Origin of the sequence: Massilia sp. W12, assembly GCF_037300705.1 — a bacterium.
GTDB lineage: Bacteria > Pseudomonadota > Gammaproteobacteria > Burkholderiales > Burkholderiaceae_D > JACPVY01.
This window is the reverse complement of record NZ_CP147776.1, coordinates 3315204-3330406: the sequence shown is the minus strand read 5'-3', so window position 1 is coordinate 3330406 and position 15203 is coordinate 3315204. Positions and strand designations below refer to the sequence as shown.

Below are 15203 nucleotides of genomic sequence, written 5' to 3'. Positions count from 1 at the left end.
CGGCGAAAAAATGAATTAATCAGCGTTTCATTAGTGAATAATCATGGTTGATAAATTTTGATATTTCATTAATGTTTCTGAAAATATATTTCCTTGATTTTCAAAAATATTTTGATGAATTCGATCTGACGAGGATAAGCTCAATGTGAACATTCTGATATTAATGACTCTCTCGAAATTCTTTTGCAATTTCAAGAAAAGGTAAATACCACGTTCGCGGGGTTTGTTGATAGGCGGTGTGGGCAGTGTACAAAATCCCGATCAAGAGATAATGATCGTCATCAAAATATGCGCGACAATAAACCAGTGCGGTATCGCTGCTGCGTCTGAATTGAGTTACCCTCAATTTAAATCTGGGGCTGCCGGGATCAGGAATGTGTGCATGCCATAAATCTTCATCTTTTACTTTCTGCGGTCCCATGTAAGGATAATCGCGTCCGAAAAAGTCTGTGCAATCACCATCTGCTTTGAATTTTCTGAATGCTTCGACCAGCTCTTCCAGATCATTTCGGCTTAATTGATTTTCCAGAAAACTGGCTGTTGTAATTTTTACTCCCATTCTGTGAACTCCGATTTTTTGTACAGTGTTGGGGATTTCAAGAGACGTTCGCCTTTGATTGCCGCCGCACGCCAATCAATTTCACTCTTCTTTTCAGTCGCATCTTTTTGGGTTTTTTTGTTGCGCAGTAAAAATGCTGTATTTTGCTTGTTTTTATTCATTATCTGGCCTCAAATTTCATGGCCATGAATTGATAATCTCCATACTTGCCAAGGCAAACCTCATCTACTTCGTCAAATTCCATGCCCTCCAATGAGGAAAGAATTTTCTGCAGATTGAATTCATTGCTTTCCAGGAAGTGGAGAATGTGCAATAAATGATTTTTTCCTGCGGGGGTTGTCAAAATATACTTTGTCAAGCCGGGCGCATGCTTATTGCTTTCGTAGAATTCTTTCTCAAAGACAAGACTGGCCTTGTCGTCAGAAAAAGAATGAATGCGAATAATCCATTCGCCATGTTCCAATTCCCCATCGACAGAAGGGAGGAATGTCAACCAGTCAGAAATAGTACTCAGTGGAAACATTTTTAGTGTTGCGTTGTAGTTGAGTTGAAGTTTATCATAGCATAAATTTAGGCTGTATGAGATTGCTATGCCTGCCTTCGCGTTAGCGTGGTTGTATTGAAATGGAATATGGGACAGTGTTGGAGAAAACTGAATAAGCATTACTTTATAGCTGCGTCGAGCGTATCAGCTATTGCTTTGGAGGTTTGCAGAGCATCCAGAAGTCTTTTAATCATATTGATCCTGGCCGTATCCTCTTTGCGACTTAAATACAGTTTATGCAATAAAACCAAATCCAGCCAAGCTTGCAGGAAGTTTTCGTCCGTGCGCAAAACATTTTTTTGCGTATGCCACTTGTTTGCATAATCTTGCAGCGCCTGTTTGATCCGCAATGATTCCAGCCAGCAGTCATGGCATAGACGCCGCTTTTGATCAATATAGGCTTTCTTAATCTCGTAGCTGTGCTTTTGATCTTGCGCTGAAAAGACTGCGGCGGCATGGCATTTGCTGCAGTGGTAGTGGATATCGCGGTATTCTTTGGCCCAGATGGCCTGTACGGATTGCTGACTTTTGTTTGACCATAAACGTGGCTCAGCCAGTGCAACATTGCTGCGCTGTTTGATTTGCCGTGCAAGTCGTTTTTCCGCCCGTTTCATCATCCGCCTTCACGCATGGATAGCCGCTGCTTGGACAGGCGCGCCGCCGTGCTATTCTCTGCGCGGCTTATTTCATAATGCGTTTTCGCGCAATGTCGCCTGCCATGTGGGGTGGGGGCGAAACAGACGCGCCCACCCTGCGCGGTTAACTGTGAAACTGCAACTTCGCCAAATTCGCATACACCCCGCCTTGCGCCAGCAGGCTGGCGTGGCTGCCGCTTTCGACGATCTGGCCGTGTTCCAGCACGATGATGCGATCGGCCTTTTTCACGGTGGCCAAACGGTGCGCAATAATCAGGGTGGTGCGGCCCTCCATCGCAGCTTCCAGCGCGCCTTGCACCAGACGTTCAGATTCCGCATCCAGCGCGCTGGTGGCTTCGTCGAGCAGCAAGAGTGGCGGATTTTTCAGCAAGGCGCGCGCAATCGCGATGCGCTGGCGCTGGCCGCCGGATAAGCGCACCCCGCGTTCCCCCAAAAACGCTTGATAACCTTGCGGCAGGCGTTCAATGAATTCATGCGCCGCCGCCATCTTGGCTGCTGCAATCACTTCCGCATCGCTCGCTTCGGGCCGGCCATAGCGGATGTTTTCCATCGCATTCGCGGAAAAAATCACGGTGTCTTGCGGCACGATGCCAATCGCGCTGCGCAAATCTTGCAAGCCGAGTTGGCGGATGTCCACGCCGTCGAGTTTGATTTGTCCCTTTTGCGGATCATAAAAACGCAGCAGCAGTTGGAACAGCGTGCTTTTGCCGGAGCCGGAGGGGCCGACCAGCGCCACGGTTTCGCCGGGGCGGATGTCGAGCGAGACATGGGACAGGGCGGCGGCGTCGGGGCGGGACGGGTAGTGGAAGAACAGGTCGCGCAAGGTGAGCGCGGCGCCGTTTTCGGTGCGCGCGGGCAGCGCCTGCGGCTGCGCCGGCGATTGAATCGGGCTTTGCAAGGCCAGCAAATCCAGCAGACGTTCGGTGGCGCCGGCGGCGCGTTGCGCTTCGCCCATCACTTCCGACAAAGCGCCAATCGAGCCGGCCACGGTGGCGGCATATAAAATGAATTGGCCCAGTTCGCCGCCGGTCATGCGGCCTTCCAGCACCGCGTGCGCGCCCAGCCACAGCACAAACACAATGCTGCCAAACACCAGCAAAATCGCCAGCATGGTCAACAAGGCGCGCGCACGGATGCGCGCCACGGCGGTGGCGAAAGCGCGCTGCACCGAGTCGTCAAAGCGCGCCGCTTCTCTTTGTTCGTGGGTGTAAGCCTGCACCGTGCTCATGGCGTTGAGCATTTCGCCCGCCAGCGCGGAAGCATCGGCGATGCGGTCTTGCGAATCGCGCGACAGGCGGCGCACGCGCCGTCCGAACGCCACAATCGGCAGCACCACGCCGGCCAACAGCACCAGGATGATGGCGGATAAGCGCGGGCTGGTGATGAACAGCATGATCAAGCCGCCGATGAACAGCAGCATATTGCGCAGCGCCATGGAAATACTGGTGCCGACCAGGCTTTGAATCAAGGTGGTGTCGGTGGTTAAGCGCGATAAGACTTCGCCGGTTTTGGCGGTTTCAAAAAATTGCGGACTTTGCTGCACCACATGCCGATAGACTGCGCTGCGGATGTCGGCGGTGACACGTTCGCCCAGCCAGGAGACCAGATAAAAACGGCAGGCGGTGGCCAGCGCCAGCAGGGTGGCGACTGCGAACAGGGTTAAAAATGCGCTGTTGACGTGCTCAGCCCCTGCGCTGCCGGGGCCAAAGCCCAGGTCGATCATGCGCTTGAAGGCCAGCGGAATGGTCAAGGTGGAACCGGCCGCCAGCAACAGGGCGATGCCGGCCAGCAGAAAAGTATTGCGATACGGGCGCATAAAGGGCAGCAAGCCCTTTAACATCGCCAAACTGGTTTTGTGTTGCGCCGGCACGCTCTCAGGCGCGGGCGCGCTGTCTTGTTTTTCCATAATTTTCAATCTTGTTGCAGCCGCCAATGGCTCAAACTGCCATCGGCTTCCAAGCGGATATAGCCGCCGCGCCCGGCGCCCACATCCCAGTCGGGCAGCACATGGCGTTCATAATTCAGTCCGTCACGCTGCCAGCGATGGCATTGCGGGCGGTGAGTGTGGCCGTGCAGCAGGATGCGGCAATCATACGCATCCAGCAAGGCCGCGATGCTGTCCTGGTTGACGTCCAGCAGCATGGCTTGGGCGCCCATGCCGGCCTGTCTTTGCATGCTGTGCGCGCGCATTTGCGCAATCATGGCTTTACGCTGGGCCAGGGGACGGGCCAAAAACGCTTGTTGCCAGGCTGGCGTGCGCGCTTGCGCCCGAAACGCCATGTATTCATGGTCGTCGGTGCAGGCGGCGTCGCCATGACACAGCAAAATGTTGGCCGGGCCGCATTGCAGCACATGGTTTTCCGCCAGCAGCGTTATGCCGCAGCGCTTTGCAAACGCGGCCCCCGCTAAAAAGTCGCGGTTGCCGGCGATCCAATACAGTTGCACGCCTTGCTCATGCAAGCTTTGCAGGGCGGCCAGCCAGTCGGCATGTTCGGGCGCGTCGAGATCGTCGTCGCCAGCCCAGTATTCAAAAATATCGCCCAGCAGATACAGGGCAGGGGCCTGATTGGCATGCTGTAAAAAGCGCAAAAAAGCGCTGCGCGTGGCGTCGGCTGCGCTGCCTTTGGCGGCTGCCGGATCCAAATGCACATCAGAAACAAACAGCGCCAACGGCTGTTCGCCGTGGCGCTGTGCGCTGCTAAAGCCTGGCGTCATGCCCTGCTCAGATGACGCTGGCTTTGGTGATGATCACGTCTTCCAGCGGCACATCGCCGTGGAAACCGCTGCGGCCGGTTTTCACATTCTTGATCTGGTCCACCACTTCCGTGCCGGCGCTGACTTTGCCGAATACGCAATAACCCCAGCCATCCTGACCCGGATAGTTCAGGAAGGAATTGTCCACCACATTGATGAAGAATTGCGCAGTGGCCGAGTGCGGCGCATTGGTGCGCGCCATGGCGATGGTGTATTTGTCGTTGGTCAAGCCGTTGTTGGCTTCGTTTTCAATCGGTTCGCGGGTTTCTTTTTGCTTCATGCCCGGTTCAAAGCCGCCGCCCTGGATCATGAAATGGCCCATCACGCGATGGAAAATCGTGCCGTCATAGTGGCCGCTTTGCACGTATTCGAGGAAGTTGGCGACGGATTTCGGCGCTTTTTCCGCGTCCAGCTCAATCGTGATGTCGCCCATATTGGTTTGCAGAAGAACTGCCATGATGCTGCTCCTTTATTTGCCGCCTGCTTTTTGCAGCGCGGCTTGCTTGATGATCACCGGTTTCACCGGCACGTTTTGATGCATGCCATGGTTGCCTGTTTCAACCTTGGCGATTTTGTCCACCACGTCCATGCCGGCAATCACGCGTCCGAAAACGCAATAGCCCCACCCGTCGCGGCCCGGATAGTCGAGCGGGGTGTTGTTGTTGACATTGATGAAAAACTGCGCGGAGGCGGAATGCGGCATCGGCATGCGCGCCATGGCGATGCTGTAGGTTTCGTTTTTCAGGCCGTTTTTGGCTTCGTTTTGAATCGGCGCATCGGTCGGTTTTTGATTCATTTTTTCATCAAAGCCGCCGCCCTGGATCATAAAACCGTCGATGACGCGATGAAACAGGGTGCCGTTGTAATGGCCTTTTTTGACGTATTTGAGGAAATTTTCCACCGTCTTGGGCGCTTTTTCCGGGTTCAGTTCGAGCACGATTTCGCCCATGCTGGTTTTCAGCACGACTTTCGGCCCGTTGCCAACCGGCGGCGCCGGCGGCGCGGCAGGGGCGGGCGCCGGGCTGGCGGCGTCTGCCGGCGCGCTCGCTGCCGCGCTTTCCTGTGCGGCGGACGGCTTGAGGCAGAACATGGCGCCAGCGGCCAGCAGGCAGCTCAGTAATTGGCGGCGGGTGTGCATAAGCAACTCCTTTTAAACGGTTACAACAGGGTTTCGTACATCACCTTCCAGGACGGGCCTTCTTTTTGCCAATACTGGCGCTTTCTGGAGGTGTATTTGTTTTTGCCGAAATAGGTGTCCTGGGTGAAGGTGGCCACCACCATGTCAGGCACATCAGGATAACGGAACAGGGTGACTTCGCGCAGCTTGATGCTCAAATTACTGGTGGCGTTGGCTTGCAGCCGGTTTTTGGCGTACCAGGCTTGCAGATTGTCGCCATTGGCGGCTTTAAAGCGCGGCGAGTAGTTCGCCAGGAATTTCGCTGAATCCAGGCTTTCCAGATCGGCGCGCCAGTCTTCCACCATTTTCGCGGCTTGCTGGCGTTCGCTTTCACGCCGGGTTTTGTTGACAAACTCGACCCGCTCGGCAATCACCACCGGGGTTTTGCCGGCTTCAACCGATAAATACAGCTGTTCCAGATCGGGATTGGTCAAGACCACGCAGCCATCCGAGGCCAGCGGCGGGCGGCTGTAATTCGCCGCCGGGGTGCCGTGCAGCCAGATGCCGGAACCGCTGCGCCCATGCAGCTTGTCCCATTCATTCGGATAGTTGATGGGCAGGGCGCCGGAGCCGTAAAAATCGGGCAGCTTGGCGCGCGGCAGGCGGCTGGTGACGTAGTACACCCCGAGCGGTGTGCGCTGGTCGCCTTCCTTGAATTTATTCACGCCGAATTTGCCGTGCGAAATATAGTAATCGGTGATAAAACGCAGGCGCCCGTTCTGGTGTTGATAGACATACAGGCGCGATTGGCGCGTATCGACCACCAGCGCATGGGTTTGGTCTTCGCGCAATTGCAGCAGGCTGCGCGGGGCCATGTCCGGGTCGGGTTTTTGCTGCAAGGCGCGGATGCGCGCTTGCGCTTCGGCGCGGAAATCGGCGATTTTGTCCGGGGTCGCATTCGCGCCGGCGCCGAAACCTTGCACCGGCTTGGCTTGCGCCAGCAAAATATCGCCGCGCACCAGGTGCGCCAGGCGGAAATTGGGATAGGCGGCGACCAGCGCGTCGGCCTTGGCCAACGCTTCTTTGCGCCGGTTATTGCCCAGATCTTTATAAATCGCGATCAGGCTGGCGTCCGGGTCCGGCTTTTTGTCAGCGCGCTGCGGCAGCAGCGGCGCTGCCGGGGCGGGCGTCGGTGTCGGCGTGGGCGGCGGCGGGCGGAATGCGCCAATCGCGAATGCGGCCTCACACCACAGCATGGCGGCGCACAGCAACAGCGCGCTGCTGCTGCGGCGTGGACGGCGGGCCGCCTGATTCGGCTTGACTGCAGGGGACAACATCAGCTTGCCTGGCGTTCCTGTTTGATTTGCCATTTGCCGCCCTGGCGCGTTAAGACCAGAATTTTGCGGCTGTTGGCGCTCAAACGGTCAGATTTATACAGTTGGCGGAATTTCACCGTGGCCTGACCGTTTTCAATGCTGACTTTCGCATCTTCAATCTGCACGCTGATCTTGCCCTTGCTTTCAATTCTTCCCTTGCGCTCTTCGGCCCAGGCTTTGCGCGCTTCGCCGTTGGGCGTTTGGAAATCATTGCCGTATGCGGCCAGATAGGCTTTCACGTCTTTTGCGCTCCAGGCGCGGGCCCAGGCATTGACTGCTTTCAAGACTTCATCGCGTTCCACATTGGCGCGCGCCTCTTCCTTGCGCGCCGCCTCCTGTTTTTCCGCTTTCTCTGCGCGGGCCTTGTTTTCAGCGGCGGTTTTCGCCTCAGCCAATTCGCGTGCGCGGGTCTCTGCCGCTGCCTTGGCCTCGGCGGCTTTCGCCTCTGCCGCCGCTTTCGCTTCGGCCTTCGGATCCGGCTTGGCCGGGCTGGGGGTGGCGGCTGGGGCCGGGCTGGCCGCCGGCTTGGCCGGGCTGGCGCTCGGGGCCGGGCTGGCCGCCGCCAACACTGTCGGGCTGGGGCTGGCTGCCGGTTTGGCCGGCGGCAGCGGGCTTGGACTGGCCTTGGCCGCCGTCGTCGCGCCGGCCTTGGGCAGCGCTGCGCTGCTGCTGTTGCCAACCAGGGTGCGCACCATGGTCAGCTTGGATTTGGCGCTGTTATTGGCGGAATCCAGTTGCAACGCCTTGTCATACGACTGGCTGGCCAGCTTGGCGTACACATCGCCCAGGTTTTCATGCGCGGTGGCGTAAGTCGGATTGGTTTTGATAGCCGCTTCCAGCGCGCCGCGCGCCTTGTCATATTGACCGCTGGCGGCGTACAGCACCGCCAGATTGTTATACGGTTCGGGTAATTCCGGATAGTCTTCTGTGAGCTTGGTGAAGACCGCAATCGCTTCCGGGTTCTTGTTTTGCTCAGTCAGAATCAAACCCTTCAAGAAACGCATTTGCGCATCTTTCGGGCGTTGCGCCAAAACGGCGTCAACCTTGCTCAAGGCATCATTGAACTGGCCGGCGCGGATCAGTTTGCTGACATCGGAAAAATCATCCGCCTGCACAGGCAGGGCCGCCATGCCGAATACCGTCGCGCTGAGCAGGGCCAGGGCGCCATGACGCAAGCGCGGCCACTTCAGAGAGCGTGACGCTGAAGGCAAGGTTTTTGATCGGGGGGGCAGAAAACTTGCTGGCAAGAGTTGCATGGGTTTCATCAAGAGACTTTGAGCGAAGTTCGGCATTCTACCAAAGAAGAATCAAACTGCGTGACACTGTGCATAAAACGGCGCGCGGCAGGCTGTCCCGCCCCGCAATTCTTGCTTGCAGGAAATCCGTTACATCTCGGTTTGGCGCGCAGCCTGAAAAATCATGCGATAATCCTTCCTTCGTGCCGGGCGTTTGCATGGCTTTTTCCGCCTTGCCTGCGCCTGTTCCTTTGCCAATTTCCCCATACTGTTTTTACGCACAGGCCCGGAGCTATTGATGAGTTCGTTGAAAATCTATAATTCGCTGTCACGCGAGAAAGAAGTGTTTGTTCCACTGAATCCGGGTCAGGTGGGCATGTACGTCTGTGGCATGACGATTTATGATTATTGCCATGTCGGCCATGCGCGTATGCTGATGGCGTTTGATATTGTGCACCGCTGGCTGAAGCAGTCCGGTTACGCTGTGCGCTATGTGCGCAATATTACGGATATTGACGACAAAATCATCCGCCGCGCGGTGGAAAACAATGAACCGATCGCCCATCTGACCGAGCGTTTTATCCGGCTCATGGATGAAGACATCGAGAAGCTGAATATTCTGCCGGCCAGCGACAACCCGCGCGCCACCCAATTTTTGCCGCAAATGCTCTCCATCATCCAAACCCTTGAACAAAAGGGCTTGGCGTATAAGAGTGCGAATGGCGATGTGAATTTCGCCGTGCGCAAGCTGGAGGGCTACGGCAAACTTTCGCGCCGCAATCTGGACGATATGCGCGCCGGCGAACGTGTTGAGGTCGATGGCGCCAAGCAAGACCCGCTCGACTTTGTGTTGTGGAAAGCCAGCAAGCCGGAAGAGCCGGCGGATGTCAAATACGCTTCTCCGTATGGCTCCGGGCGTCCGGGCTGGCATATCGAATGCTCGGCCATGGCCTGCAGCCTGCTGGGCGAGCCGTTTGATATTCATGGCGGCGGCCTGGATCTGGTGTTCCCGCATCATGAAAACGAAATCGCGCAATCCGAAGGCGCCAGCGGCGGCCAGATGGCGCGTTTCTGGCTGCATAACGGCTTTTTGGAAGTCGATGGCGAAAAAATGTCCAAGTCTTTGGGCAATTTCTTCACCATCCGCGACGTGCTCAAAGAATACGACGCCGAAGTGCTGCGCTTCTTCATGCTGCGCACCCATTACCGCAGCCCCTTGAATTATTCCGACCACCATCTGGACGACGCCAAGCAAGCCTTGACCCGCCTGTACACCGCCTTGAAAGATTGCCCGTCTGACGGTTCGGGCTGGGATTGGGATGAGGAATACGCCGCACGCTACCGCGATGCGATGGATGATGATTTCAATACTCCGCTGGCGATGGCCGCGCTGTTTGAATTGGCCGGCAAGCTCAATCGCGAACGTGATCCGCGTTTGGCGTCCCAGCTCAAGGGCTTGGGCGCAGTGCTGGGGATCTTGCAGCGCGACCCGCAGGAATTTTTGCAGGCTCAGGTGAAAACCCTGGATGCCGCCTGGATTGAGGCGCAAATTGAGGCGCGCAGCCAGGCCAAGGCGGCGAAGCAATTCGCCGAAGCTGACCGCATCCGCGCTGAGCTGCTGGAAAAAGGCGTGGTGCTGGAAGACAAACCGGGCGGCCGCACGGAGTGGCGCGCTGCATGAGTTCAGCCCCTGACTTTTGGGAACAGGCCAGAACAGAACTGGCCGCGCGCGACCGTATCATGGCGCGCCTGATTCCGCAATTCGGCGACGCGCACATCATGGCGCGCGGCGATGCTTTCCGCACCCTGGCCCAGTCTGTTTTATCGCAGCAGATTTCGGCCAAGGCGGCGGAAGCGACCTGGTTGCGTTTGCTGGAAGTGTGCCCGGCCTGCTCGCCTGAGCAGATCCTGGCCACTGATCCTGCGCTGTTGAGCGCTTGCGGCTTATCCAAGCGCAAGCTGGAATATCTGCTCGACCTGGCGCAGCGCCTGCCGGCCATGGATCGCGCCGGCTGGCAGGAAATGGATGATGAAAGCGTGATTGCGCAACTCATGCAGGTGCGCGGCATCGGACGCTGGACGGCGGAAATGTTTTTGATCTTCAATTTGCAGCGCCCGAATGTGCTGCCTTTGGATGACGCCGCCCTGATCCGTTCCATCAGTCTGAATTACTTTTCCGGCGAGCCGGTCTCGCGCAGCGATGCGCGCGAAGTGGCCGCCAATTGGGAACCCTGGCGCAGCGTGGCCGTATGGTATATGTGGCAAAGTTTAGAACCCTTGCCCATTGCCTGATGACGTGGCACAATCCGCTGTCGGCGCAAAACGCCAGAAGAAAATGATTTGCCTGTTGTTTTTGTTGCGCAAATCCAACAAAAAAAGGAGTGAAAATGTCAAAACCCACTTTCCTCAATTTTGAACAGCCAATAGCAGAGCTGGATACCAAAATTGAGGAGTTGCGCTTCGTACAGGATGATTCGGCAGTTGATATTTCTGAGGAAATCGAGCGCTTGGCAAAGAAAAGCCAGCAACTCACCAAAGACATCTACGCCAAACTCACTCCCTGGCAAGTTTCGCAAATCGCCCGCCACCCGCAACGTCCTTACTCCCTCGACTACATCCAAGGCATTTTTACTGATTTCCATGAATTGCATGGCGATCGCACCTATGCGGATGATTTGTCGGTGATCGGCGGTCTGGCCCGTTTCAATGGCCAGGCTTGCATGGTGATCGGGCATCAGAAAGGGCGTGACACCAAGGAGCGCGCAGCGCGTAATTTCGGTATGCCCAAGCCGGAAGGCTATCGCAAGGCAATGCGCCTGATGAAGCTGGCGGAAAAATTCAATCTGCCGATTTTCTCTTTCGTCGATACGCCCGGCGCCTTCCCCGGCATTGACGCTGAAGAGCGCGGCCAGTCCGAAGCGATTGGACATAATCTGTATGTGATGGCGGAACTCAAGGTGCCGCTGATCGCCACCATCATCGGCGAAGGCGGTTCCGGCGGCGCGCTGGCGATTGCGGTGGCGGACTCGGTGCTGATGCTGCAATACGCCACTTATTCCGTGATTTCGCCCGAAGGCTGCGCCTCGATCTTGTGGAAAACCTCGGAAAAAGCATCTGATGCGGCGGAAGCTCTGGGCTTAACCGCGCACCGCCTCAAAGCCATGGGCCTGATTGACAAAATCGTCAGCGAGCCGCTGGGCGGCGCACACCGCGACCCCAAGCAAATGGTTTCCCTGCTCAAACGCGCATTGGCCGACACCCTGCGCCAATTCCAGGGCATGAAAACCAAGGATTTGCTTGCTGCCCGGCATGAAAAGCTGATGGCGTATGGCAAATTCAAGGAAACCAATGCGCCGGAATAAGCGCGGCATTTTCTCGCAAAACGCGCGGCATGCCGCGCGTTTTTGTTTGTGCGCGGGGGCGGGTTTGTTTGTGGTGCGAATGGTGTCGGACGCCGGGTTATCGCCGTGCGCAACCCGGCCTGCGCCTGTTCCCCCTTTGCTACGCTGTTATCCGGTTCATCCGGTTGATGCGCCATGAGTACCTTGAGCCATGCTTTTGAGCAGCACTGGAACGCGCAATGGCGCGCCGCCGGCTGTCCGGCCCGGCTGGCGCTGGGCTATAGCGGCGGGCTGGACTCGTGCGTGCTGCTGGCATTGCTTTCGCGCTGGGCTGAAAGCCAAGCTGAGATCCGCCTGTTTGCCTTTCATATCCACCACGGGCTCAGCCCGCATGCCGACGCCTGGCTGGCGCATTGCGAACAAAGTGCGCAGGCGCTGGGAATCGGCTTCGCCACGCGCCGGGTTTGCCTGAGTGCACCAGCGTTACAAGCGCAGGGCGTGGAACAGGCGGCGCGTCAGGCGCGTTATGCCGCGCTGGCCCAGCTGTGCCAGGAACATGAGGTGGCGCATTTGCTGTTGGCGCATCATCAGGACGACCAGGCCGAAACCTTTGTTTTACAGGCCCTGCGCGGCGCCGGCCTGGCCGGGCTGGCCGGCATGGCTGCGCAACAACGCGACAGCGCCGATGGCCTGAGCCGCTTGCGCCCCTTGCTGCCGTTTTCGCGCAGCCAATTGCAAGCCTGGGCCAAGGCGCAGGGCTTGCGCCATATCGAAGACGAATCCAATCAAGACCCGGCGTATGCGCGCAATGCGCTGCGGCTGCATTTTTTGCCGCAGTTAGCGCAAGAGTTTCCCGCCGCCTCCGCCTGTTTTGCGCGCAGTGCGGCGAATTTGCAGCAAAGCTTGGAATTGCTGCAGGAATACACCGCCCGCGATTGGGCGCAGCTTAGCGCAAGCGCGCCGGCCCACACCCGGCGCCTGGCGCTGGCCGATTTGTTTGCGATGTCGCCGGCGCGGCGTGAAAACTTGTTGCGCTATTGGCTGGGCGCGCACGGTCAGCGCATGCCATCGAGCGCGCAAAGCCGTGAAATCTGGCGCCAAAGCGCAAGCCAAGACCCCGACGCTGCGGTCTGCATCACCTTGGAAAGCGCACAACTGCGGCGCTACCGCGAGCATCTCTATCTGACTGCGCGGCTGGATCTGCGCGCCGCCGCGCCGCCGCGCCTCGACTTCCGCTGGCAAGGCGAGCTGCGGCTGGATTTCCCGGCCTGGCATGGCAGCTTGCATTTTGCGCCAACGCATGAAGCCGGCTTTGCGCAAGAATGGTTGCGCAGCCAAACCCTGTCCTTGCAGACGCGCATGGCGCAAACCGGCTATCAACTCAAGCTGTGGGGCCGGCCCAGGCGCAGCCTGCGGCAACATTGGCAAAGCGCCGCCGTGCCGCCTTGGGAGCGCCCCTGGCTGCCGTTGCTGCAGAGCGAAGCCGGCTTGCTGTATGTCGGCGGGATCGGCATGGAGGCTGCGCACATGGGGCAGGGCGGCGCGCGCTGGCTGCTGCGCTGGCAGGCCGATTAAGCGGCCAGCGCTGTAATCACGCGTAACAGACAAGGCTTGCGCAGGGGTTTAGAATCTGATGCGTTGCAACATCCATCCACCCGCCATCAGGAGGCCCTATGTTTGACTTGCCCCGCAGCAAACCGCTTTTACCGCAAGACAGCAATCCAGCCCAACAGCAAGAACGCCAGGAAGCCTTGGCCAAACAGCGCGACACCTATTTGTGGAGCCGCGAGATTCCGAATGTGGTCGGGGTGCCGATGGCGGCCAAAGTCCCGCTGCATGATGATCCCACCCTGGAATGGCTGGTGAAAGTCGGCGGCAGCGCTTTCGCCATTCTGGAAAACGCCCTGGCCAATCTGGCGCATTTGCTGGCGCATGATGAAAAAGAGGCAGTTGAAGAGGAATTGTCCAAATTGCGCAGCGCCATGCAGGAACATCACAAACGCCATGAAAAAGATGGCGCCGGCTTGCTGGCCGGGGCCGCCCAGGCCCTGCGCACCCTGATTGCGCCCAGCCAAGGCGCGCTGCAAGGCCAATGGCAGCGCCTGCAGGAAATCCAGCAGCGTTTTGCCGAGCAGCAAGACGGCCAGCCGCACAGCCTGCAAGCGTATCAAGATCTGTTTCGCACCATCGCCGTGCCGGAAATCGCGCAGGATACGCTGGACGACCGGATTTTTTCGCGCATGCGCGTCGCCGGCCCCAACCCCATGTTGCTATCCGCTTTGGATGCCTGGCCGGAAAAATTCCGCTTAAGCGAAGCCGAATTCGCCCAGGGCAGCGGCGGCGACAATCTGCAAGACGCGCTGCGCGAAGGGCGCTTGTTCTGGGAAGACTATGCCGAATTGGAAAGCCTGACCCATGCCCCGGTCGAAGTCGATGGCAAGAAAAAGACAGTATTTGCGCCCATGGTGCTGTTTGTGCTGCCGAAAAATGAAAAAGAATTGCTGCCGGTGGCGATTCAATGCGGCCAGGATGGGCGCAAATTCCCCACCTTTATCGCCAGCCGCGTGCCGCAAGACCCTTTGTACTGGGGCTGGCAATTCGCCAAATCCATCGTCCAGGTTGCCGCCACCAACTACCATGAACTGTTCGCCCATCTGGCGCGCACCCATCTGGTGATGGAAGCCTTCACCGTCGCCACCCATCGCGAGCTGGCCCCGGAACATCCCATCAATTTACTGCTGCTGCCGCATTGCGAAGGCAGCTTATTCATCAACAGCCTGGCCGCCTCCAGCCTGATCGCGCCGGGCGGGGCGATTGACCACATCTTCGGCGCCAAGATTGAGGAATTGCAAAAAAGCGCTGGCGGCGACCGTCTGGCTTTTGATTTTACGCAAAACATGTTGCCCGCCGACTTACGCCGGCGCGGCCTGGATGATGTCGCGCGCCTGCCGTATTTTCCTTATCGCGACGACGCTTTGCTGGTATGGGGCGCGATTGAGGAATGGTGCCGCAATTATGTCTGGCTGTATTACGCCGATGAAGCAGCGCTGCGCGACGATTGTGAATTGAGCGCCTGGAGCAAGAGCTTGCAGGAAGATGGTTTGCTCAAGGGCTTTAGCGCCCCGCGCAACCGCGAGGAATTGGCCGAAGTCTTGACCATGGCCATTTTTACCGCCAGCGCACAGCATGCGGCGGTGAATTTCCCGCAATTTGATCTGGAAATTTACAGTCCGCTGTTCACCGGCGCCGCCTGGGCCGACCTGCCGGCGCAGCAAGCCGGGCTGAATATGCAAGACTGGCTGCAAGTCCTGCCGGATCTGAAAATCGCCTTTGAGCAATTGAATATTCTGTATTTGCTGGGTTCGGTGTATTACCGCAAGCTGGGCGAATACAAGAGCAATCACTTCCCCTATCCGAATTGGCTGCACGACCCCGAAGTGCAACCCTTGCTGGAAGCTTTCCAGCAGCGCTTGCAGGAAGTGGAAGCGGAAATCAATTTGCGCAACACGCAACGCCATCCTTATCCCTATCTGCTGCCGAGCAGGATTCCAGCCTCGATTAATATTTGAGGGGGACAATACGGACGCCGCCCGCCGCTTGGGCGGCGCCGGCAGACATAGG

The 15203-nt window shown here is 57.6% G+C and carries 15 protein-coding genes; 5 read left to right on the top strand and 10 right to left on the bottom strand.

Annotated elements, in window-relative coordinates:
* Positions 1-160 precede the first annotated feature (160 nt).
* The 10 genes from V8J88_RS13260 to V8J88_RS13215 all read right to left on the bottom strand — a co-directional run bounded on the left by V8J88_RS13260 (position 161) and on the right by V8J88_RS13215 (position 8181).
* Positions 161-559 carry a type II toxin-antitoxin system YafO family toxin gene (locus V8J88_RS13260; RefSeq protein WP_338844606.1) on the bottom strand — a complete coding sequence of 133 codons (399 nt, stop codon included), beginning with the start codon at positions 557-559 and terminating at the stop codon, positions 161-163.
* Positions 550-720: a hypothetical protein gene (locus V8J88_RS13255; RefSeq protein WP_338844605.1), complete on the bottom strand. Its 171-nt coding sequence runs from the start codon at positions 718-720 to the stop codon at positions 550-552. The genes V8J88_RS13260 and V8J88_RS13255 overlap by 10 nt, the downstream gene beginning before the upstream one ends.
* Complete coding sequence (locus V8J88_RS13250) at positions 720-1082, bottom strand: hypothetical protein (RefSeq protein WP_338844604.1); 363 nt, start codon at positions 1080-1082, stop codon at positions 720-722. The genes V8J88_RS13255 and V8J88_RS13250 overlap by 1 nt, the downstream gene beginning before the upstream one ends.
* Before the next feature lie 140 nt (positions 1083-1222).
* On the bottom strand, positions 1223-1720 hold the full coding sequence (locus V8J88_RS13245; RefSeq protein WP_338844603.1) for a zinc-ribbon domain containing protein: 498 nt from the start codon (positions 1718-1720) through the stop codon (positions 1223-1225).
* Positions 1721-1862: 142 nt separating this feature from the next.
* Complete coding sequence (locus tag V8J88_RS13240) at positions 1863-3665, bottom strand: ABC transporter transmembrane domain-containing protein (protein ID WP_338844602.1); 1803 nt, start codon at positions 3663-3665, stop codon at positions 1863-1865.
* 5 nt (positions 3666-3670) lie between these two features.
* Positions 3671-4474, bottom strand: a complete 804-nt coding sequence (locus V8J88_RS13235; RefSeq protein ID WP_338844601.1) for a UDP-2,3-diacylglucosamine diphosphatase — start codon at positions 4472-4474, stop codon at positions 3671-3673.
* 7 nt (positions 4475-4481) lie between these two features.
* On the bottom strand, positions 4482-4970 hold the full coding sequence (locus V8J88_RS13230; protein WP_338844600.1) for a peptidylprolyl isomerase: 489 nt from the start codon (positions 4968-4970) through the stop codon (positions 4482-4484).
* Between the two features lie 12 nt (positions 4971-4982).
* The gene (locus V8J88_RS13225) at positions 4983-5603 is read right to left on the bottom strand and encodes a peptidylprolyl isomerase (RefSeq protein ID WP_338849885.1); all 621 of its coding nucleotides are present in this window, start codon (positions 5601-5603) and stop codon (positions 4983-4985) included.
* 68 nt (positions 5604-5671) lie between these two features.
* Complete coding sequence (locus V8J88_RS13220) at positions 5672-6967, bottom strand: L,D-transpeptidase family protein (RefSeq protein ID WP_338844599.1); 1296 nt, start codon at positions 6965-6967, stop codon at positions 5672-5674.
* On the bottom strand, positions 6967-8181 hold the full coding sequence (locus V8J88_RS13215; protein WP_338844598.1) for a tetratricopeptide repeat protein: 1215 nt from the start codon (positions 8179-8181) through the stop codon (positions 6967-6969). The genes V8J88_RS13220 and V8J88_RS13215 overlap by 1 nt, the downstream gene beginning before the upstream one ends.
* A 358-nt stretch (positions 8182-8539) precedes the next feature.
* Between V8J88_RS13215 and cysS the strand changes: the two genes are divergently transcribed.
* The 5 genes from cysS to V8J88_RS13190 all read left to right on the top strand — a co-directional run bounded on the left by cysS (position 8540) and on the right by V8J88_RS13190 (position 15151).
* The gene (gene cysS / locus V8J88_RS13210; protein ID WP_338844597.1) at positions 8540-9922 is read left to right on the top strand and encodes a cysteine--tRNA ligase; all 1383 of its coding nucleotides are present in this window, start codon (positions 8540-8542) and stop codon (positions 9920-9922) included.
* On the top strand, positions 9919-10533 hold the full coding sequence (locus V8J88_RS13205) for a DNA-3-methyladenine glycosylase 2 family protein (RefSeq protein ID WP_338844596.1): 615 nt from the start codon (positions 9919-9921) through the stop codon (positions 10531-10533). Before cysS ends, V8J88_RS13205 begins: the two co-directional genes overlap by 4 nt.
* 95 nt (positions 10534-10628) lie before the next feature.
* Positions 10629-11603: an acetyl-CoA carboxylase carboxyltransferase subunit alpha gene (locus V8J88_RS13200; RefSeq protein WP_338844594.1), complete on the top strand. Its 975-nt coding sequence runs from the start codon at positions 10629-10631 to the stop codon at positions 11601-11603.
* Positions 11604-11777: 174 nt separating this feature from the next.
* Positions 11778-13157: a tRNA lysidine(34) synthetase TilS gene (gene tilS, locus V8J88_RS13195; protein ID WP_338844593.1), complete on the top strand. Its 1380-nt coding sequence runs from the start codon at positions 11778-11780 to the stop codon at positions 13155-13157.
* Between the two features lie 98 nt (positions 13158-13255).
* Positions 13256-15151, top strand: a complete 1896-nt coding sequence (locus V8J88_RS13190; protein WP_338844592.1) for a lipoxygenase family protein — start codon at positions 13256-13258, stop codon at positions 15149-15151.
* Positions 15152-15203: the final 52 nt, after the last annotated feature.